We start from the raw sequence: 20,204 nt of genomic DNA, 5'->3' as shown, positions 1-20,204 counted from the left end.
GCCTCCCGTGCAAAGAGAGTCTGTGGTTGGTGCAAACAGAAGACGGAGCAATTGGAATGGACTTTTGAGTGGCTTTATGAAATGAGTAGTAAAGCACGTCACTTCACGTTACGAAGTCTAAGTGGTCATTTTTGACAAACTGGGTGGTACCGCGGATTCAACATCATTCGTCCCTTTACGTGCAAACGTAAGGGCGTATGATGTTTTTTTTATTTTATTTAAACTTTAGGAGGATTAATATAATGAAAACCATTTTTTCAGGTGTCCAACCAACAGGCGTTATTACTTTAGGGAACTATATCGGTGCTTTTATGCAGTTCCCGTCACTTCAAGATGAAGGAAATGCAATCTACTGTATCGTCGACCAGCATGCAATTACAGTTCCCCAGGATCCGAAAGAACTACGCTCAAGTATCCGTACGTTAGCCGCTACGTACTTAGCAACAGGAATCGATCCAAACAAAGCGACTTTATTTATACAATCGGAAGTTCCAGCCCATGCACAAGCAGGTTGGATGTTGCAATGTGTCGCAACAATCGGCGAACTTGAGCGCATGACGCAATTTAAAGATAAATCAGATGGAAAAGAATCGGTAACGGCAGGCCTATTAACTTATCCACCATTGATGGCTGGCGATATTCTTTTATATAACACGAATATCGTTCCAGTAGGGGATGACCAAAAACAACATATCGAGTTGACGCGTGACCTTGCCGAACGCTTCAACAAACGTTTCGGTGATGTATTTGTTGTTCCGGAAATCCAATTGCCAAAAGCTGGTGCGCGCATTAAATCTTTACAAGAACCTACTAAAAAAATGAGTAAATCCGACCCAAATACAAAAGCAACCATTCGATTCCTGGATACACCTAAACAAATCGAAAAGAAAATCAAATCCGCGGTGACGGATTCAGATGGTTATGTAGCATTTGATGAAGCAAATAAACCTGGTGTTTCCAACCTATTGACAATTGAATCTGCAGTAACCGGGATCGACATTCCGTCTCTTGTACAAAAATATGACGGCCTGGGTTATGGTGCCTTTAAAGAAGGCGTAGCAACCAGCCTTATCGAGCATCTAGAACCGATTCAGCACCGCTTTAACGAGTTAATTGAATCAGATGAATTAGACAAGATCCTGGATGAAGGCGCAGAAAAAGCCAATGCCATCGCTTCAAAGACAATTACAAGAATGGAAAACGCGATGGGATTAGGTCGAAAATCAAGATAAACAGCACAATGATTGATGCAAGTGCCAAATAAAGTTCATGGGTGCCAATTATAAATGCCCAAACTGCCGACCATGAATATCCAAGTGTACGGTAATTTAAATATAGAAGCAGATTGCCTACCGACATAACGCAAATGCCATAGCTGAACAAAAATAGCATAAATCGAAACATGTCCACCATCCCCTTTATTAACTAAATATTCATCTACCAACACAAAAATGCCTTTAGCTGTTCGCTAAAGGCATTTAACTTATCGACAATAATAGAGCCAGTAGATCTCGTCCGGCATGTCAACGAGAACAAAAACACTCCTGTTGCATCGTCTTCATGACCCGCATCATGAGTACCCAAACAATTGGAATTATCGACAAAAGACGCTTTTTGATACGTTAAATGAAAACCCTTCAATAATCTGTATAAGGGCAACTAAGACCGATTGCAAACATCCATTGCAATCGGCCAAATTTTTGTAAGCAGTTATGAAGTGGCTAGAAGCTACACATGCAACTCGACACCATTTCTAATTAGTCAACTTTTTTCAATACTAAACTTGCATTATGCCCGCCAAAACCAAGCGAGTTGCTCATCCCATACTCTACGGATTGATGACGTGCGGTATTTGGAACATAATCTAGATCACACTCTGGATCTGGAGTTGTCAGATTGATTGTTGGAGGCAATACGCCTTCTTTTAATGCCAGGGCGGTAAAGATTGCTTCCACCCCACCAGCAGCGCCTAATAAATGACCTGTCATTGATTTTGTTGAGCTCATGGCAAGATTATACGCATGCTCGCCAAATACTGTTTTTACCGCTTTCGTTTCAAATAAATCATTATATGGCGTACTAGTACCATGGGCGTTGATATATCCGACTTGAGTTGGATCAACATCACCATCTTCCAACGCTTGACGTATCGCTCTTGCAGCACCTTCCCCTTCCGGAGCTGGAGCCGTAATATGATGCGCATCACCAGTAGAACCATACCCAACAACTTCAGCATAGATTTTAGCACCACGAGCTTTGGCAAATTCATACTCTTCTAATACTAAAATGCCCGCTCCTTCACCGATAACAAAACCATCACGATTCGCGTCGAAAGGACGTGAAGCAATATCGGCATCTGGATTTAGCGAAAGTGCTGTACTTGAACAGAATCCAGCAACCGCCATATTGACGATTGGCGCCTCTGCACCACCAGTAATCATTGCGTCCGCATCTCCGCGCTGAATTACTTTAAAAGCATCTCCGATTGAGTTCGTTCCTGATGCACAGGCAGTAACAGAACAAGAGTTAATGCCTTTAGCCCCAAAATGGATTGAAACTTGGCCTGAAGCCATATTCGGAATCATCATTGGAACAAAGAACGGGCTCACTCGTCTTACACCACGTTCTTGGAATGTGATATATTGGTTTTCGTACGTTTCCATCCCGCCAATACCTGAACCAATCCATACACCAACACGAGGCGCGATTTCTTCTGTAATTTCCAACGCTGAATCTTTCATCGCCATGATTGAAGCCGCCAAAGCGTAATGCGTGAAGCGATCCATTTTCCTAGCTTCTTTTTTCTCGATATATTGTTCAATATCGAAATCTTTAACCTCAGCCGCTATTTTCACCGGGAATTTTTCGGCATCCAATCGAGTTAACGCTCCAACACCCGATTTCCCTGCAATTAAGTTTTCCCATGTTTCTTCTATCGAGTTACCTAAAGGCGTTACAGCACCAATTCCTGTGATTACTACTCTTTTTTTCATCGTTCTTATATCCCCCTTAGTGTTTAAATAAGTTCGTATTAAAAAGATATTATTTACCCCACTTGATGACTGCTCCACCCCAAGTTAGGCCGCCGCCAAAACCGACTAAAACCAAAATATCATCATCTTTAATTCTACCATCTTCCAATTCGTCTGCCAAAGCAAGACCAATAGAAGCTGAAGATGTATTTCCGTATTTATGGATATGTTTTGATAATTTTTCTTCCGGCAGCTCAAGTCTTTCACGTGATGCTTCCATTATACGAATATTTGCTTGATGTGGAATAAGCAAATCGACATCTTCCTTGGATAATCCAGCTTTATCCAGAACAGAAACCGCAGTTTCACCCATTTGTCTTACTGCAAATTTGAACACTTCGCGACCGTTCATCGTGATTGTACGTTCATCGTTCAAGAATAGGTGCTTACCGCCAGTTCCATCCGCCCCTAATTCAAACGATAAAATACCTCTTCCCTCACTCACTTCACCAACAACCGCAGCACATGCACCATCTCCAAACAAGACTGCCGTGTTTCGGTCATTCCAGTCTGTCACTTTCGATAGCTTTTCAACACCTACTACTAAGATATATTGATAACTTTTGCTTTCAATAAATTGTTTTGCCGTTGCAAGACCATAAATAAATCCTGAGCATGCTGCTGAAACATCCATAGCCGCCGCATTGACAGCACCTAGGTTTTCCTGTATTTGACATGCAACACTTGGAAAGGCACGATCTGGAGTTACCGTTGCAACCAATATTAAACCAATCTGGTCTGCTGTAATATTCGCATCCTCAATCGCCTTTTTCGCAGCGGAAAGAGCTAAATCCGAAGTATTCTCCTCATTTCCAGCGATCCTTCTTTCCTCTATGCCGGTTCTTGTACGAATCCATTCATCATTTGTATCTAAAGTTTTTTCTAAATCAAAATTTGTCAGTACCTTCTCTGGAACATATTTCCCTAATCCAACGATCCCTGCATTCATTTTAAATCCCCCCGTTTTACTACTAACATTTAGTACTTGGTCTTAATTATAGCTCATAAAAAAAATAACCTCAACCTTTAATTCACGATTTGTTCTTAAGTTAGTAGTTCTTTTTTATGAATGTATATGATATGATAAATAAGATGAAAATTGGAATACTATTTAAAAATGTTTTATAGAGGTGAAATGAATGCAATATGTAATGACTTTAGTTTGGTCTGTACTATTAATGTTAATGTTAAATTATGTTGTAAGTTCTATTCTTGCTGTACCATTTGATGTTACAACTAGTTTAATTCTAGGCGTTATTTTTACAATTTTAGTATTTATCATCAGTGCAATTATTCCGAACGAACCGACTCCAGAAGCTGATCATCACTAATTTTGAGTTTTAGCACTTCTAATCGAAGTGCTTTTATTTTGTTAATAGACGGGCAACCCTTATACCGGGTTGCCCATTTTTTATTGGAGTTGAAACCCCGGACAAAAAATGTGGGCAACTTGCATTGCAAGCTGCCCAACTTTAGTTATTTTTTCACTAGTAATTCATTGTTGTCCAATGTAGCATGTAAAGCTTCTCCCGGAAGCACTTCCCCTTTTAGCAATTCTTTCGCCACTGCTGTTTCCACATTGCGTTGGATGAAACGTTTTAAGGGCCTTGCTCCAAATTGCGCGTCCGTGCCATGTTCAACAATCCAATCGACAACCTCATCACTCACTTTTAGCTCGATCTCTTGTTGGGCAACGCGCTCTTGCAATTGCCCGACATATTTCAAAGCGATTGCATGGAAATGGGCACCACCCAATGCATGGAATGTAATAATATCATCCACACGATTCAGTAGTTCAGGTTTGAAATGGGTGCGTAATTCCCTCATCACCAAATCTTCAACTGATTGCTTGTCTTCAGGTTTCGCTTCAAGTAAATAATGTGAACCAATATTGGAAGTCATGATGACGACTGTATTTGTAAAGTTCACTAATCGTCCTTGACTATCCGTAATACGTCCGTCATCCAAAATTTGAAGAAGAATATTTGATACATCGGGATGGGCCTTCTCAATCTCATCCAGCAAAACGACCGAATATGGATTTCTTCGGACCACTTCCGTCAATTGTCCGCCTTCTTCATAGCCGATATAGCCGGGAGGTGCTCCCACAAGGCGGGACACACTATGCTTTTCCATATACTCGCTCATATCAATGCGGATAAAATGATCCTCCGAATCGAAGAGCTGTGCGGCTAGTGCTTTCGCAAGCTCGGTTTTCCCTACTCCGGTCGGGCCCAAGAAAATAAAAGAACCGATTGGACGATTGGGATCTTTAATGCCCGAACGTGCCCGCCATACAGCCTCCGTTACTAGTTTAACCGCCATATCTTGGCCGACCACCCGTTCCTTCAAGGTATCCTTTAACCTCAACAACTTCTCTCTCTCGCCTTCGACCAACTTCGTAACCGGGATGCCGGTCCATCTCGAAATAATGGAGGCAATTTCTTCAGCTGTTACTTCCTCGCGGAGAATCCTTGACTCAGAACCAAGCTTCAACGCTTCCTCCAATCCCGATAGTTCCTTTTCCAGTGCAGGAATTTTACCATGGCGAAGTTCTGCTGCTTTATTTAAGTCATATTTACTTTCCGCATCTTCCAAATCACGGCGATTGCTATCCAGTTGTTCACGCTTTTTTTGGATGATTTGCAGTGCCTGTTTTTCTTGTTCCCATTGTTTGCGTATTTTGTCAGTCGATTCTTTCAAAGAAGCCAATTCAACCCTTAATGCTTCAAGGCGTTTTTTACTTGCTTCATCTTTTTCTTTTGTTAGTGCCTGTTCCTCGATTTCAAGCTGCATGACACGCCGGGTCACAAGATCCAGCTCATGTGGCATGGAGTCGATTTCAGTTCGTATCATGGCACATGCCTCATCAATTAAATCAATTGCCTTATCGGGCAGGAACCTCTCGGTAATATAACGATTTGAAAGCTCAGCAGCCGCAATAATTGCACGATCATGAATGCGAACGGCATGGTGCAATTCAAAGCGTTCTTTTAGGCCGCGCAAAATCGAGACTGTGTCCTCGATAGATGGTTCACGTACGATCACCTGCTGAAACCTGCGTTCAAGAGCGGGATCTTTTTCAATATACATGCGGTATTCATCTAATGTAGTGGCCCCGATACAATGAAGCTCCCCTCTTGCCAACATCGGTTTCAGCATATTTCCGGCATCCATTGCGCCTTCTGTTTTACCTGCACCGACAATCGTATGAATTTCATCGATAAATAAAATGATTTGCCCATCTGAATCTTTGACTTCTTTCAAGACACCTTTCAAGCGTTCTTCAAATTGCCCGCGATAGCTCGCTCCTGCGATTAGTGCACTCATATCCAGTTCATATAGAATACTATTCTTCAACCCTTCAGGTACGTCCTTCCGAACAATTCGTTGTGCCAGTCCTTCAACAATAGCTGTTTTACCAACACCTGGTTCACCTATGAGGATGGGATTGTTTTTCGTTTTTCTCGATAAGATTCGAATGACATTTCGAATTTCTTCATCACGACCGATAACAGGATCCATTTTCCCATTTTTAACTTCTTCAATTAAATTGCGACCAAATTGTTCCAATGGACTACGATTGTCTTGCTGTTGAAATTGCATTCTTGTTCACCCTTTCAAGAGATTGTATTTTATTATCGAAAGATAACTCAAAAGTTCTTAAGCAAATCCTTCTGATTATAATTAGTTTGACCATTTTTGACTAATCTGATTATAAGTTGTTTCCTGACAAATTGCAAAAATTGGCACTAAAATTTTACATTTTGCTTAAGTTACCTGTGCTATCATAGGTTGAAAATACTTTTTACTTAATATCAAGTTAGGCTTTCGAAAGGGTGTGGTGGGATGACATTGACCGATCATTTATCAATGGATATTTATCAACTATTTGAAAAACATGGCCTGCTCATCAGGGCGGAAAAAGGGAACCATATTTTCCATGAGGGCGAGAGTGCGCGAGATCTATTTTTGATTAAGAATGGCTCAATCCAAATAAGCAAAGAAACTGAAAACGGTAAGGAACTTACCTTTCGGGTATGCGGCAAGCGAAGTATCATCGGTGAATGCTCATTATTTGGTCCTTCCACATTCCACTCCACTACAGCAAAGGCGATCACCCGCTCGGAAATACTGCTACTCGGCAAACATTCATTGGAAATGATACTAACTGAACAGCCTTCCCTCATGATTGAATACTTAAAATGGATACAAACCGAGAATTTAAAAAATCAAAGCCTGATTCGTGATTTAGTGATCCATGGAAAAAAAGGGGCGCTATTTTCTACATTGATCCGTTTATCGAACACTTATGGAAAACCTCTTCCAAATAAAGGAAACGAACTTTTCATCGATATTCAAATAACTAATACAGATATCGCCAATATGTGTTCGACAAGCCGCGAAATGATTAATCGCATGCTGAATGATTTAAAGAAACAAAATATTATTACGTTTGAAAAAGGCTATATCACCGTACTGGATTTGAATTTCTTAAAGCAAGAAATAGCATGCGAAAATTGCCCCGCATCTATTTGTCGAATTGATTGAAGGGTGGACAGTTGGCAGGCACCAACATTTACCATAAAAAAGAAAGGTACGCAAAAAATCCTTGCGTACCTTTTTTATAGCTTGTAGTGCTTAAGGTTTTAACACAACCTTAATACATTCGTCTTCGTGATCATTGAAAGTCTTGTAGGCTTCACTTGCCAGGTCTAATGGCACTTTATGTGTGATGATTTCGGTTGGGTCAATCTCACCTTTCTTAATCATCTCAAATAGCATTGGCATGTAGTGGATAACAGGTGCTTGTCCCATCTTGATGATAATATTTCGTTCAAAAAGATTGCCTAGTGGGAAGTGATTGTACATTGAACCGTATACACCCGTAATCTGCAATGTACCGAACTTCTTGATTGCCTTCATTCCAATACGAATGGCACTCGTTGTACCGCCCGAAAGTTTTAGTTTTTGCTCGACAACTTCAAGGGGATTCTTTTTCCCATCCATTCCCACACAATCAATGACAACATCTGCCCCGCCTTTTGTTATTTCGGCAATATAATCTCCTGTATCTTCATGATCATCGAAATTAATGATTTCGACATTATTCATTTTCTTCGCATGGTTTAAGCGGTATGGTAGATTATCAACCGCAATGACACGTTTCGCCCCTTTCATCCAGGCGAATTTCTGTGTCATCAACCCAATTGGACCGCATCCAAGGACGACCACCGTGTCACCTTTTTTAACTCCCCCACTTTCCACACTCCAATAGGCGGTTGGAAGTACGTCCGACATAAAGAGCAAGGACTCATCCTCAAGCTCTACAGATTCAGGTATAACAAATGGCACAAAGTTTCCGAATGGTACGCGCAATAATTCAGCTTGTCCACCCTGATAACCGCCATAGCGTTCGGTAAAGCCGAAATACCCCCCTGAATCTACATGTGGATTTGGATTCGAGTTATCACACTGACTTTCCATATCATGTTGGCAATAGTGGCAGTGGCCGCAGGAAATATTGAACGGCAGTACCACTCGATCCCCCTTTTTCACTTTCTCTACCGCAGGTCCAACATCTTCCACAATCCCCATTGGTTCATGTCCGACTACATAATCTTTTGAAGCCGGAAGGGCTCCTTGATAGATGTGAAGGTCGGAGCCGCAAATGGCTGTAGACGTCACCCGGATAATAATATCATCACTTTTTTCAATTTTGGGATCGGCTACCTCTTTTACTTGCATATCTTTGGCACCTTGGAAAGTAACAGCTTTCATATTAAAAACCTCCTAGTTTTCAGTGATTTTCAGCAATATTCCAAACTTATATTGTTACTTCCCTTATTTAAGCAAGGTAATCATGAAAATTTGTGAGCCGCCCAATTTCAAAAAAAGACCGCAGGCAAACCCAAGTTGGTTTGTCTGCGGCCGAAAGGCAAAAACATGTGTATGTGCTAAAAATTAATATTAACGAATTCCCAATGCCATTTTTGCATAACGTGACATCATATCTTTTGACCATGTTGGCTGCCAAACGATATTCACATCCACTTTTTTCACTTCCGGCAGTTCACCCAATGCCGTGTTCACTTGATCCACGATAACCGGGCCAAGTGGGCATCCCATAGATGTCAATGTCATTGTAACAGTCGCCAGTCCTTCTTCATCCAAATCTACTTCATATACTAAACCTAAGTTGACGATATCAATGCCAAGCTCGGGATCGATTACATTTTCTAAAGCGCCTAACATGCTTTCTTTCATATCTTCGCTAATTGCCATTTTCTTATTCCCCTCTCTCTAACGTGTTAACTCTATCATAGCAAATGAATATCCTTATGCCAAATGTTGCGAAAGAAACGATGTAACGGCAAGCACGCCACTGCGTGAAACTTTATGCCCCGAATTTTTCGCTTCAATAAATACAAGCTGCTCGGGTGAATGCTCATAGTGTGAGCGCAATTGTGTATAAAAATGATATGTATTTTTAAAAGGTACAGTCCCATCTTTATGTCCATGCCAAAAAATCAATGGTCGCCCGTTGAACCGTGTTGGATCCTTTGTAATATCATATTCGGCCAACTGATTTAGTATTTCCGCTTTTTGCATATCATCGATCGGCAATTTAATCCCTGCAGCCTCGAATTGGGCCATCTGCCAATTGGCTAACTCGACATATCCTGGAGCACCCATACATATCCCGGCAGCACTTATCCAGTCATAAGAATTCAAGCATCCTGCCGTCACGATTCCACCCATGGATGAACCCGCTACTCCAATTTTGGCATCGCCATATCCCCGATCCTTCAATTCTCCAAAAATGGTATTTACTTCATGTATCGAATTCAGGACAATTTCCCAGAAGTGCATATTCATTTTCACTTCCGAAAGATTTTCACTGCGGACACCGTGTAAATGAGCATCCGGCATGATAACACGCACACCCTTTTGCACTAATTGGTAAGCATAGTGCAAGTTATGCTCCTTTGCACTTTGGAAGCCATGAAGAAAAATGACCACAGGTGTTTGCTCATCCATCGAATTATCGTAAACATGTAATAAAGGTATCCCATTCCACATATCATCTTGAACATACATTTTCTTTCACCCCTAAACTGGTTCGTCGATCTATTCCTTAATAGTTTTTCTAAAGCTAATTTTTTTGTCCGTCCCAGAAGAAACTATTCTTAATTATCATATCACTGAAGGAAAATTTTTGCGAAAGATAGAAAACGGATTATCAATTTTTGACTAAATATATCCAAAAGGATAAAATTTAAAGAGACAGAAAGGAGATTTCCTTCATGAAACAACATTTAATTGTATTAGATTTAGATGGTACTTTATTAACGGATGAAAAAAAAATATCCGAAAAAACGAAAATGACTTTATTCAAGGCAAAAGAAGCAGGACATCAGGTGATGATTGCGACTGGTCGTCCATTCCGGGCGAGCCAGCTGTATTATAAAGAACTGATGTTAACTACCCCAATTGTCAACTTTAATGGTGCCCTTGTTCATCATCCTACAAATGCGTCATGGAAAATGATTCATTCCCCCATTGATATCAGTGTCGTCCATGATGTGGTCGAATCGGTTGATAAATATCAGTATGAGAACCTGATTGCCGAAGTGCTGGATGATGTCTTTATCCATAATGAGGACAACCGCATGATGGATATATTTAATATGGGCGACCCACGTGTAACAATCGGAAACCTAAAAACAAATTTAACCGAAGATCCAACAAGTTTGCTAATTCATGCTGAAGAAGCAAATGTACCAATCATTCGCGATCATTTGGAAAGCGTGCACGCCGAGTTAATCGAACATCGCCGTTGGGGAGCCCCTTTCCATATCGTGGAAATCGTTAAAAAAGGGTTGAACAAAGCTGTTGGAATTTCTCATGTTGCAAAAGATTTGAACATTCCACGTGATCGCATCATTGCTTTCGGGGACGAGGATAACGATCTGGAAATGCTGGAATACGCAGGGCTTGGTGTCGCAATGTCAAACGGGATCGATGATTTGAAAAATATCGCGAACGAAATTACTTTAAGCAACAACGAGGATGGCATTGCCAAAATTCTTATTGAAAGACTGAAGTTGCAAGTATAGATTGTGGAAATAGTGCTATTTCTTTTTGCTAGAAACACGTTATAAAAGGAGGTATGAAATTGAAAATTTTTACAGATAGTGGAAGTGACTTACCGAAAGAATTTTTCACCGAAAATAATGTAGAACTATTAACATTACGTGTGGATTTAAATGGTCAGGTATACAACGATGTTTTGGATATTGACCCGAAAGTTGTTTATGACGCGATGCGGGAAGGAGTGGTACCTAAAACTTCCCAAGTATCGCCGGAGCTCTTCTTAAATCGTTTCGAAGAACTTGCAAAAAATGATGAGGAAGGCATTTATATTGCCTTATCTTCCAATTTATCGGGTACATATAGCACAGCTATGATGATTGCATCTCAAGTACGCGAAAGTTATCCAAATTTGAAATTGAAAATTATTGATACGAAGTGTGTCTCATTTGGACTTGGCATGCTTATACAGGAAGCCGTTCAACTACGAAATCAGGGCCATTCTTGCGATGAGACAGCTCAAACAATCACCCGTATGGCTGAGCATATGAATCACCTATTTACAGTTGAAGACTTAAGTTATTTAGCTGCCGGAGGAAGGGTTTCAAAATCGAGTGCATTCATCGGTGGGCTATTAAGCATCAAACCGATATTACATGTAGAAGATGGAAAACTGATTCCTCTAGAAAAAATTCGGGGTCGTAAAAAAGCCATCAACCGGATCATCGAGTTAATGAGTGAACGTGGCGGCGACTTCTCCAACAAGACAGTCGGACTTAGCCATGGGGATGACCTTGAATTTGCCAAAGAGGTACAAAAGATGATTGAGGAGAAATTGCATCCGAAATCATTCGAAATCACGATGGTCGGTTCAAGTATCGGTGCCCATGCAGGCCCTGGCACAATCGCCATCTTCTTTACAGATAAAGATTATTAATTTTTTCCGGGTTGTTTCTTTTAGAAACAGCTCGTTTTTTTGTGCACGGCCATCCTAGAAGTTCCCACAAGAAAAATAAAAAAGATGAACCCAAGGATCTATACCCCGGATTCACCTTTGATGTTGCAATTAGTTAGCAATCGGTTCTTCAGCTACTAATTCTAATTCATGTAAATGATATTTATACTCATTCGCATAGTCGATACTAAAGTTCTTCACACGTTTGTTAACTGGGAAGATTTCATAACGGAATTGCATTGGAATTGTTGTTGCCACTTCCTCGATATGTTCTTGGAAAGCTTTGAACTGTTTAGCACGGTATTCTGTGTCAAATGCTTCAGCAGAGTCGATTGCTGTAATAGCAGATTGCAGTTCTTCTGAAGTGTAACGGCTAAAGTTAAATGGATCCGCATCACCATATAAGCCTGATGGAGATGGGTTCGTACCAGTTCCCCAAGCACCCATGAAGATATCGATTTCTGGGTCATCTGCTTCAACCATATCATAGAATGTATTGAACTCAATTAAACGACCAGTTGTTAATGTCACATTTAAGCCAACATCAGCCCAGTTTTGCAAGTAGAAAGAAACAATTTCTTCTGCAGTAGCATCACTTGCCATAGAAGCTAGTTTAATTTCCAACGGTTGCCCATTTGGATCTTCACGGAATCCGTCTCCGTCGACATCTTCATAACCAGCTTCATCCAACAAAGCGATTGCTTTTTCCGGATCATATGTGTACCCTGCTAGTTCATCGTCATAGAATGCCTTAAATACTGGCGGAATAAGAGAATTTGCACGTTCTCGTAAATTATCATAGAACACTTCTGAAACTTGTTCGACATCTATAGCGTAACCCATTGCTTGTCGCAATTGTTGGTTACCCATTTTGGAGCCTTCCATATCTGTCACTACTTTACCTTCAACAGTATCAAATTTACCCACTTTGAAACCAAGGTAAGTATAGGCAAGCTCTGTACGACCTAAAATTGTTATGTTGTCAAAGTCTTGGATTTCAGGCATTTTTGTAGCCGAGAAACTTTGAACAATATCATACTCACCGGAACCGATAGCTACGGAGATTGAGCTAGATGGAACCACTTTTACTACTACGCCGTCAAGCTTTGGTACACCTTTCCAATAGTGTTCGTTTCTCACATAAGATACGGATTCACCCGGTACGATTTTATCGATTTTAAATGCACCTAGTGTAACAGGGTTTTTACGAACTGCATCGTTTTCGACTAATTCTCCTACAGGAATGTCGGCAATTTGATGAGCCGGTGCTGCGTAAGTCCATAATCCATCACCACCGTAATTGATAGACGGAGATACTTGTTTGAAGCTAATTTCTAACGTATGATCATCAATTTTTTTTAGGCCTGAAATGGTATCAGCAGTCCCCGCATGGTACTCTTCAGCACCAATAATATTTTGGAATTCAGAATCATAACGAATACCCGTGTAATCTTTATGCCCAATAATATGGTAAGGTAAAATAACGTCTTCGATTGTTAACGGTTCTCCGTCAGACCACTTTACACCTTCACGAATTTTAACAGTTGCTTTCTTGTTTTCTTGGTCAACCTCTAAAGTTGCAATCCCTTTATCTGTAATCATGAAGTTTTCATCTGTTTCAAATAATTCGTTTGTTGTCCATTCCATTAAAGTTGAATCATAGTTATCTTCATAAAGTTCCCAGTTGAAGATACCTTGGAATGGCGAATCAGCAACCATCGCTACTTGAAGTGTTCCACCTTCGATTGGTTCGCCTTCGTGTGTGACAGCCATTTCAAATAGATCACCTGAATTTTCAGATGTTGGTTCTCCCTTAGTTGTATCTTCAGATGATGTTTCATCCGATTCTTCAGTTTTCGGTTCGTCATCACCGCCACTGCAGGCTGCAAGTACTAACAATACCGACAATAGCAATGCTATTAATGACCACTTCGTTTTCTTCATAACTTTTCCTCCCTTTTCTAATTTGTACCGATAAGATTTATTTATAAATTAAACATATTTACTGACTTGTTGTAAATATGTTGGTACCCCTGTTTCATCTTAAAGTTTCAAAACATTAAATTTTCCGAACTTATAAATGGGATTTTTTCCTCTATCCTAATCGTTGACGAGAATCTGCTGCTCTTCGCAATGCTTGCCCCACATAGTTGATGCCCAACATCATGAATAATATAAACAATGCTGCAGGTAGCCATGACCACCAGTACTGTTGCAATACAAGCGGATTATTTGCACTTGCTACCAAAGTACCTAACGATGGTGTTGATTGCGGCAATCCGAATCCTAAGTAAGAAAGACCTGTTTCAATCCCGACATTTCCAGCAAAGTTCAACGTCATTTCAACGATGATGATGGAACTTAAATTAGGTAATATTTCTCGAATAATAATGATAAAATCATTGGTACCGAGTGTTTTGGAAGCGAGAACATAATCCCTCCTACTTTCTGATAGGGCCTTGGAACGGACAAGCCTAGCAGTTCCTGTCCATAAGAACAGACTCATAATTAAGATGAATGCTCCGACTGTATATTTTGGAACGACTGTGATAAACACAATGATTAACATGAGTTGTGGAATGGTAATAAAGAAGTCAATAATCCTCATGAACAGATTATCGATCCAACCACCAAAATATCCGCATATTAAACCTACTGCCACACCAAATACGCCTGTTATGAGGGTGATGGCAATGGCGATTAACATCGAGTTTCTTGCACCGACAATCATTTGACCGACGATATCTTTACCGCCTTGGTCCGCACCAAGCCAGAATTTCTCGCCAGGTTCTGCAAATTTATCTCTTAAACTAACACGGAGCAACTGCTGTTGATCAATCCCTAGCCACGTCCAGACAAAGATACCTACAATTACAATCACTAACAAGAGCAGTGAGAACATTGCTAATTTATCTTTCATAAACTCTCGAAATATTACCTGCAATCCTGTAGGAGGAGAGTTTACATAGTTGTTGTTTCCAGTATTTTTATTTTTCCTTGCCATTTCGGATCCTCCTTCACTTTTTGGTTTTGTCTATTCAATCCTAATCCGAGGGTCGACGATGCTCATAATAATATCGGATAATAGACTGCCTAAAAGAGCTAAGAATCCAAATAACATCACTAACGCTGTAATGACAGAGTAATCACGGGATAAGATGGAACTTACAAATAACTCCCCCATCCCAGGATAACCAAAAATTGTTTCAATAAAGATAGAACCACCTAGTAAGCCTGTTATCGTAAATCCTAAAAACGCTGCAATTGGCAGTAAAGAATTGCGGAAAATATGCTTTGAATACACTTTTCTCATCGGAATCCCTTTACTTCTTGCTGTCCGCACATAATCCATTGCTTTGGCATCAATGATTTCAGAACGTAAATATTGGATAATACCTGTTGTTCCTAAGATGGCATAAGTTATGGATGGTAGCACAATGTGATAGATCTTGTTCCAAAAGTAACTAAACGTTCCTGGGTCATATTGGACATCCACACTGCCGCTTGTAGGGAACCATTCCAATTTATATCCAAATAAGAAAAGGAAGATTAATCCCAAAACAAATGTAGGGATTGCATATGTAACAAAACTATACATTACAATTGTTTTATCTAATCTGCTGTTTTGATATCTTCCTGCTAAAATGCCTAATGGAATCGCGATTAAATAAAGTAAAAGCACACTTAATAAAGATAGCCAAAACGTATTTAATGCTCGTTCGCCAATTAAGTCAGCTACATCCCGTTTATACGTATAACTAAGTCCAAAATCTCCTTGGAAAGCATTCCCTACCCATCTCATATATTGAACATACCATGGATCATTCAGTCCTGCTTTCTCGGTTAATTCTACAATACGAGCCGGATCAGTTTGTGGAGTTATCAATCCTGTAAATGGATCACCGGGCATGTTTTTTGCAAGGATAAAGATAATAAGACTTAGTACAAACAACTGAGGAATCATTATTAGAAATCTTCTGACAATTGTTTTCCACATCGTTACAAGACCCCCTTCACTTGTGAAGTTGACGCTACATAATGCGTGTTCGAGACTTGCAATAAATCAAATACACGTTCATTTTCGTCGAAATAGTTTTTATGTTCCGCTTGATAATTTTGTTCGACGCGGATTCTTTCACGTTTTCTATTTTCCCTTCCGACTGGTGATACTTCCGGTATTGCGGATAGTAGGCGTTTTGTGTAAATATGCTGCGGGTTTGTATAAATATCAGCCTTTGTCCCCGTTTCTACAAATCTACCTTTATACATTATGGAAATATGATCGCACATATGTTTAACAACACCTAAATCGTGGGATATAAATAAATAACTTAAACCAAATTCATTTTGAATATCCTTCATGAAGTTCAGTACCTGTGCTTGTACAGACAAGTCAAGTGCCGAGACTGGTTCGTCTGCGATGATCAGCTTTGGATTGGTGGCAATTGCACGTGCAATCCCCAACCGTTGTTTTTGGCCTCCCGAGAATTCATGAGGATATTTTAGCTTCGCATCTTCAGGCATGCCGACAATTTCCAATAGCTCACTAATTTTTCGTTCTTCCTCTTTCGGCGTCAGATTTAGAAAATTGCGGATCGGTTCGGCAATGATGTCCCTTACACGCTTACGGGGATTCAAGCTAGAGTGCGCATCTTGGAAAATCATTTGCACATCGCGATTGAAGGAAGATTTACGATTTCTTCGTTTATTTGTGACATTCTCGCCCTCGTATATAATACTTCCGCTCGTAATTTTTTCCAGACCGATCAAAGCTTTCCCAGTTGTGGATTTACCACAGCCGGACTCGCCCACCAATCCATAGGCTTTTCCTCTTTCAAACTCCATTGTAATGCCATCGACTGCCAGTACTTGGTCGATAACCGTATTGAAGAAACCACCGCGAACAGGATAATGAACTTTCAAATCATTTATTTGCATAAAGCTCATGTGTCCCGCCCCCTTTATCCGTTTTAAAATGAAACTCTTTCCAACAAGTGCAACGGACAAAATGTCCTGGTGAAATTTCGTGAAGTGTTGGATTTTCTTCATGAGCTTCTCCTGGTATCCAAGGGATACGGGAAGAGAATCGGCAACCTGAACGCGGAAGATTCATTAATGAAGGAACAATTCCCTCAATTACATTCAAACGATCCGACTGTGAATTCATCTGTGGGATCGAGTTAAATAAAGAGCGTGTATACGGGTGTTTAGGATTTGCAAACAATTCTTCCACAGCAGCCTCTTCAATAATTTCCCCTGCATACATTACCGCCACGCGGTCCGCAACCTCGGCTACAACGCCTAAGTCATGGGTAATCAAAATGATTCCAGCTTCTGTTTCTGCTTGTAAATCAATCAATAAATCGAGAATTTGCGCTTGTATTGTAACATCCAAAGCTGTTGTAGGCTCATCGGCAATAATAATTTGGGGTTTGCACGCAATGGCAATCGCAATGATGACCCTTTGCCTCATACCACCCGATAATTGGTGAGGGAATTGCTTCGCGACACGTTCCGGATTACGAATCCCCACTTGCTGCAATAATTCAAGAACCCTGCTTTCTCTCTCGGTCTGTTTTAAAGTCGTATGATAGACCAGTCCCTCTTCGATCTGCTCCCCGATACGCATCAAGGGATTCAGCGCAGAAAGCGGGTCTTGGAAAATCATGCTAATTTGGAAACCCCGTATATCGTTCATCTGTTCTTCTGAAAGAGCCGCCAAGTTTTTATTGTCAAAAAGGATTTCGCCTTGTACGCGCGTTTTATTCTGGTCATATAGTCCAATAACGGATGTTGCGAGAGTACTTTTACCACACCCCGACTCACCTACGATTGCAAGTATTTCATTTTTCTTGACTGTTAATGACACACCATCCACAGCATCGTAGAATGTATCTTTAATTCGAAATCCAGTATGTAAGTTATTGATTTTTAAAAGTTCATTTCCTTTCAAATTAACTCTCCTTTCCGGTTGTCATGATGATTACTGAATTTTACAAATTTTCATGACAGTAAATTATATTCAAATTATTAAAAACTTACTAAATTATCTATATTTTTAGTATTCTTGCAATAAATTATATATTCCTGTAACAAATGAAGTCAATAAAATTTAGTTTTATTTTTCAGAAATAACTAAAAATTGAGTCAAATCTATTAGAAATAGTACATTATCGCTATATAATTTACACAATACTTTTTCAACATAATTACTAACCAAATAGAAAAAGGCAAAGCTACCGAAGTAACCTTGCCTTTATCCTCTATTGTGTTTTCGCTCTATTTCGTTTTCCCCGTCTGATGATCGTGATGATAAATGCAATAAATAATATATAGACAACTGCTAATGCCGCAAAATAGCCTTTATTGATCCCTTTTTCATCCTTCACCTGGAAAACTTCAACAATTTCTCGATCAAGTATAATCGGATAATTTCCATCCTTGTTTACACGGACTGTATCACTGTCTAATAGTGCGATAAGCTCTTTGCCGGTGCCAATTTCTTCTTCTGATATATCAAGTCTAGTTGTTTTACCAGTATTATTAATAACCACTATCCACTTTTCCTGATCCGAAGAACGCTCAAATGCCAAGTAGCCATTTTCATTTTTAAGCAGCTTAAACTCGCCATTTCTCAAAGTTTCAGATTGCGAGCGTAATGTTTGTATATCCCCGATAAAGTCGGTCATCTCTTCATCTGTTTTGAAATTGTAAAGCTGATGCGCTTCCGGGCCAGCTTCACCATTCATGATTAGTTCTGTGCCGTATTGGGTTACTGGAACTCCCGGCAGTAGCAATGTCGCAACGATGCCAAGTCTTGTCCTTGTTGGAGGAAATGCTTCATTCGTCAATGTAAAACGGTCCGTCAGCAGATTATCCAGCATAAGTTGAGTAGGTACTTGATTTCCTTGTGCGTAAGGTTCAATATTCGTTAAAAGATTGGATGAATCTTCGTCCACATTTTTGAAAACATTACGGAAAGCTTCGGTTGTTTCCGAAAAATACTTTGCATCAAAATTTGCACCGCTTTGTTCGTTTGAAATGACATAGATATCCTCATTCACTGCTTTTATTGCACCAATTACTTCATTTAAGAATTCAGTATCCGCGTTACCCAGGTTTGTTAACCGAACGCCTCCAAAATTATAAGTGGAAACAAAGTCTACCACGGCATCAAGCAAAGCTTGTTGCACATCCTCATTTTGAAGGTCCCATTGCACTTTGCCATCTGAGCTACCTGCAATCCATCCCGTTTTTTCGGGATCTTGTGCCCATTCATGATTTTCGCTTACATTCGTCATCGGGAAGTCAGCCATTACTTTGACGTTACTTTTACTATAACTATCAATTACCGCTTCCAGTTCTTCTGCTGTACCAAAATGCGATTCAAGTTCTTCATAACTTGTGACCATGGATCCGTCATATTTTTCAGTCTTGAAAATAGAGCCGATTGAGACGACGCTATATCCCAGATCTGTAATTAATGAAAATTTATCGATTAATCCTCTGAAGTCCCCTCCAGCAAATTGGGTGTTGTCCTTGGGATCTGCATTGTAATCGTTTTCTGCAGTGGCGTTAAAAAATCGATCCACCAGTAAGTCATATATTGTTTCATCTGCAATCGTTCTTGTTTCCTGTGCTTTAGCAGGAGTCGTTAAAGAGAATGATGCAGCGATTAAAGCTGACGCCACTGTGGCGCTAATCCATTTCGTAAGTTTCAAATTTATCTCTCTCCTATCAAAATGTGCCCTGGTCTAATTTGTACCCGTCCTAGCCAGAGACTATAACTCATTCATTAATTGTAGGTACTAATTTTGAATGAAGTTAAACTATACCTTCGCCATTTTACCAAAAAAAATTGATACTCTGCTATCTTTTGCTGGGAAAATGCCTATTTACATCGATAAATGCGACAAAACCGTGACAATATGGATTGTCATTGTTTTGACACCTCTATTTAATTCGATTGCATCATTATTTGAAACACTTCGGTACATAAAACCGAAAGCAGACTTACTATGCGTAAAAGGAGAGAAACCGCTCGTAAAAAGAGGGTGCCCGCTCGTAACGAGTGCGGAAACGCTCGAGAAGAAAAAAGTCGCTCGTAAAAGGAGAGAAACCGC

At 40.1% G+C, this 20,204-nt stretch carries 19 protein-coding genes and 1 other annotated feature (1 of these 20 running past the window's edge); of the genes, 6 read left to right on the top strand and 13 right to left on the bottom strand.

Going from position 1 to position 20,204, the window contains the following annotated elements:
- Window positions 1–178: a binding site (T-box leader), on the top strand (it extends 30 nt beyond the left edge of the window).
- A 64-nt stretch (window positions 179–242) separates the two neighbouring features.
- Complete coding sequence (trpS, locus tag CD33_RS16050) at window positions 243–1,232, top strand: tryptophan--tRNA ligase (protein WP_036202450.1); 990 nt, start codon at window positions 243–245, stop codon at window positions 1,230–1,232.
- On the opposite strand, the gene CD33_RS20005 is transcribed toward trpS, so the two are convergent.
- The 3 genes from CD33_RS20005 to CD33_RS16040 all read right to left on the bottom strand — a co-directional run bounded on the left by CD33_RS20005 (window position 1,186) and on the right by CD33_RS16040 (window position 3,981).
- Entirely contained in the window at window positions 1,186–1,404 is a 219-nt protein-coding gene (locus CD33_RS20005) for a hypothetical protein (protein ID WP_084591395.1), read from the bottom strand. The genes trpS and CD33_RS20005 overlap by 47 nt on opposite strands.
- A gap of 353 nt (window positions 1,405–1,757) precedes the next feature.
- Window positions 1,758–2,993 carry a beta-ketoacyl-ACP synthase II gene (gene fabF / locus CD33_RS16045; protein ID WP_036202446.1) on the bottom strand — a complete coding sequence of 412 codons (1,236 nt, stop codon included), beginning with the start codon at window positions 2,991–2,993 and terminating at the stop codon, window positions 1,758–1,760.
- 49 nt (window positions 2,994–3,042) lie between these two features.
- Window positions 3,043–3,981 carry a beta-ketoacyl-ACP synthase III gene (locus tag CD33_RS16040; RefSeq protein ID WP_036202443.1) on the bottom strand — a complete coding sequence of 313 codons (939 nt, stop codon included), beginning with the start codon at window positions 3,979–3,981 and terminating at the stop codon, window positions 3,043–3,045.
- A 190-nt stretch (window positions 3,982–4,171) separates the two neighbouring features.
- On the opposite strand from CD33_RS16040, the gene CD33_RS16035 reads away from it, so the two are divergent.
- Window positions 4,172–4,363: a YjzD family protein gene (locus CD33_RS16035; protein WP_036202441.1), complete on the top strand. Its 192-nt coding sequence runs from the start codon at window positions 4,172–4,174 to the stop codon at window positions 4,361–4,363.
- Window positions 4,364–4,508: 145 nt separating this feature from the next.
- On the opposite strand, the gene CD33_RS16030 is transcribed toward CD33_RS16035, so the two are convergent.
- A complete protein-coding gene (locus tag CD33_RS16030; protein WP_084591394.1) occupies window positions 4,509–6,638 on the bottom strand; it encodes an ATP-dependent Clp protease ATP-binding subunit in 2,130 nt (709 codons plus the stop codon).
- A gap of 243 nt (window positions 6,639–6,881) precedes the next feature.
- On the opposite strand from CD33_RS16030, the gene CD33_RS16025 reads away from it, so the two are divergent.
- Window positions 6,882–7,583 carry a Crp/Fnr family transcriptional regulator gene (locus tag CD33_RS16025; RefSeq protein ID WP_036202438.1) on the top strand — a complete coding sequence of 234 codons (702 nt, stop codon included), beginning with the start codon at window positions 6,882–6,884 and terminating at the stop codon, window positions 7,581–7,583.
- A 90-nt stretch (window positions 7,584–7,673) separates the two neighbouring features.
- Here the strand turns inward: CD33_RS16025 and CD33_RS16020 are convergent, their stop codons facing one another.
- The 3 genes from CD33_RS16020 to CD33_RS16010 form a co-directional block, all read right to left on the bottom strand.
- Complete coding sequence (locus CD33_RS16020) at window positions 7,674–8,813, bottom strand: zinc-dependent alcohol dehydrogenase (RefSeq protein WP_036202436.1); 1,140 nt, start codon at window positions 8,811–8,813, stop codon at window positions 7,674–7,676.
- Between the two features lie 189 nt (window positions 8,814–9,002).
- Window positions 9,003–9,317 carry a metal-sulfur cluster assembly factor gene (locus CD33_RS16015; protein WP_084591393.1) on the bottom strand — a complete coding sequence of 105 codons (315 nt, stop codon included), beginning with the start codon at window positions 9,315–9,317 and terminating at the stop codon, window positions 9,003–9,005.
- A 54-nt stretch (window positions 9,318–9,371) separates the two neighbouring features.
- Window positions 9,372–10,133 (bottom strand): prolyl oligopeptidase family serine peptidase, encoded by a 762-nt coding sequence (locus CD33_RS16010; RefSeq protein ID WP_036202432.1) that lies wholly within the window; start codon window positions 10,131–10,133, stop codon window positions 9,372–9,374.
- Between the two features lie 206 nt (window positions 10,134–10,339).
- Here CD33_RS16010 and CD33_RS16005 point away from each other — a divergent pair, with 206 nt between their 5' ends.
- Window positions 10,340–11,152 (top strand): Cof-type HAD-IIB family hydrolase, encoded by an 813-nt coding sequence (locus CD33_RS16005; RefSeq protein WP_036202430.1) that lies wholly within the window; start codon window positions 10,340–10,342, stop codon window positions 11,150–11,152.
- A 59-nt stretch (window positions 11,153–11,211) separates the two neighbouring features.
- Window positions 11,212–12,063, top strand: coding sequence for a DegV family protein (fakB, locus tag CD33_RS16000; protein WP_036202426.1), 852 nt, complete (start codon window positions 11,212–11,214; stop codon window positions 12,061–12,063).
- A 129-nt stretch (window positions 12,064–12,192) separates the two neighbouring features.
- Here the strand turns inward: fakB and CD33_RS15995 are convergent, their stop codons facing one another.
- The 6 genes from CD33_RS15995 to CD33_RS15970 all read right to left on the bottom strand — a co-directional run bounded on the left by CD33_RS15995 (window position 12,193) and on the right by CD33_RS15970 (window position 19,802).
- Window positions 12,193–14,025: an oligopeptide ABC transporter substrate-binding protein gene (locus tag CD33_RS15995; RefSeq protein WP_036202423.1), complete on the bottom strand. Its 1,833-nt coding sequence runs from the start codon at window positions 14,023–14,025 to the stop codon at window positions 12,193–12,195.
- 151 nt (window positions 14,026–14,176) lie between these two features.
- Window positions 14,177–15,085, bottom strand: coding sequence for an ABC transporter permease (locus CD33_RS15990; protein WP_036202421.1), 909 nt, complete (start codon window positions 15,083–15,085; stop codon window positions 14,177–14,179).
- A 30-nt stretch (window positions 15,086–15,115) separates the two neighbouring features.
- Entirely contained in the window at window positions 15,116–16,078 is a 963-nt protein-coding gene (opp4B, locus tag CD33_RS15985) for an oligopeptide ABC transporter permease (RefSeq protein WP_036202420.1), read from the bottom strand.
- 2 nt (window positions 16,079–16,080) lie between these two features.
- Window positions 16,081–17,028, bottom strand: coding sequence for an ATP-binding cassette domain-containing protein (locus tag CD33_RS15980; RefSeq protein ID WP_036202417.1), 948 nt, complete (start codon window positions 17,026–17,028; stop codon window positions 16,081–16,083).
- On the bottom strand, window positions 17,006–18,034 hold the full coding sequence (locus CD33_RS15975; RefSeq protein ID WP_036202414.1) for an ABC transporter ATP-binding protein: 1,029 nt from the start codon (window positions 18,032–18,034) through the stop codon (window positions 17,006–17,008). Before CD33_RS15975 ends, CD33_RS15980 begins: the two co-directional genes overlap by 23 nt.
- 310 nt (window positions 18,035–18,344) lie before the next feature.
- Window positions 18,345–19,802, bottom strand: coding sequence for an alpha-amylase family glycosyl hydrolase (locus CD33_RS15970; RefSeq protein ID WP_052130311.1), 1,458 nt, complete (start codon window positions 19,800–19,802; stop codon window positions 18,345–18,347).
- Window positions 19,803–19,899: 97 nt separating this feature from the next.
- Here CD33_RS15970 and CD33_RS15965 point away from each other — a divergent pair.
- Window positions 19,900–20,204: hypothetical protein (locus CD33_RS15965; RefSeq protein WP_036202411.1), on the top strand; the 305-nt coding region annotated here is incomplete at its 3' end.

The organism is Ureibacillus sinduriensis BLB-1 = JCM 15800 (assembly GCF_000772955.1).
In the GTDB taxonomy this organism is placed as follows: Bacteria; Bacillota; Bacilli; order Bacillales_A; family Planococcaceae; genus Ureibacillus; species Ureibacillus sinduriensis.
This window is presented reverse-complemented; position numbering and strand designations above follow the sequence as displayed.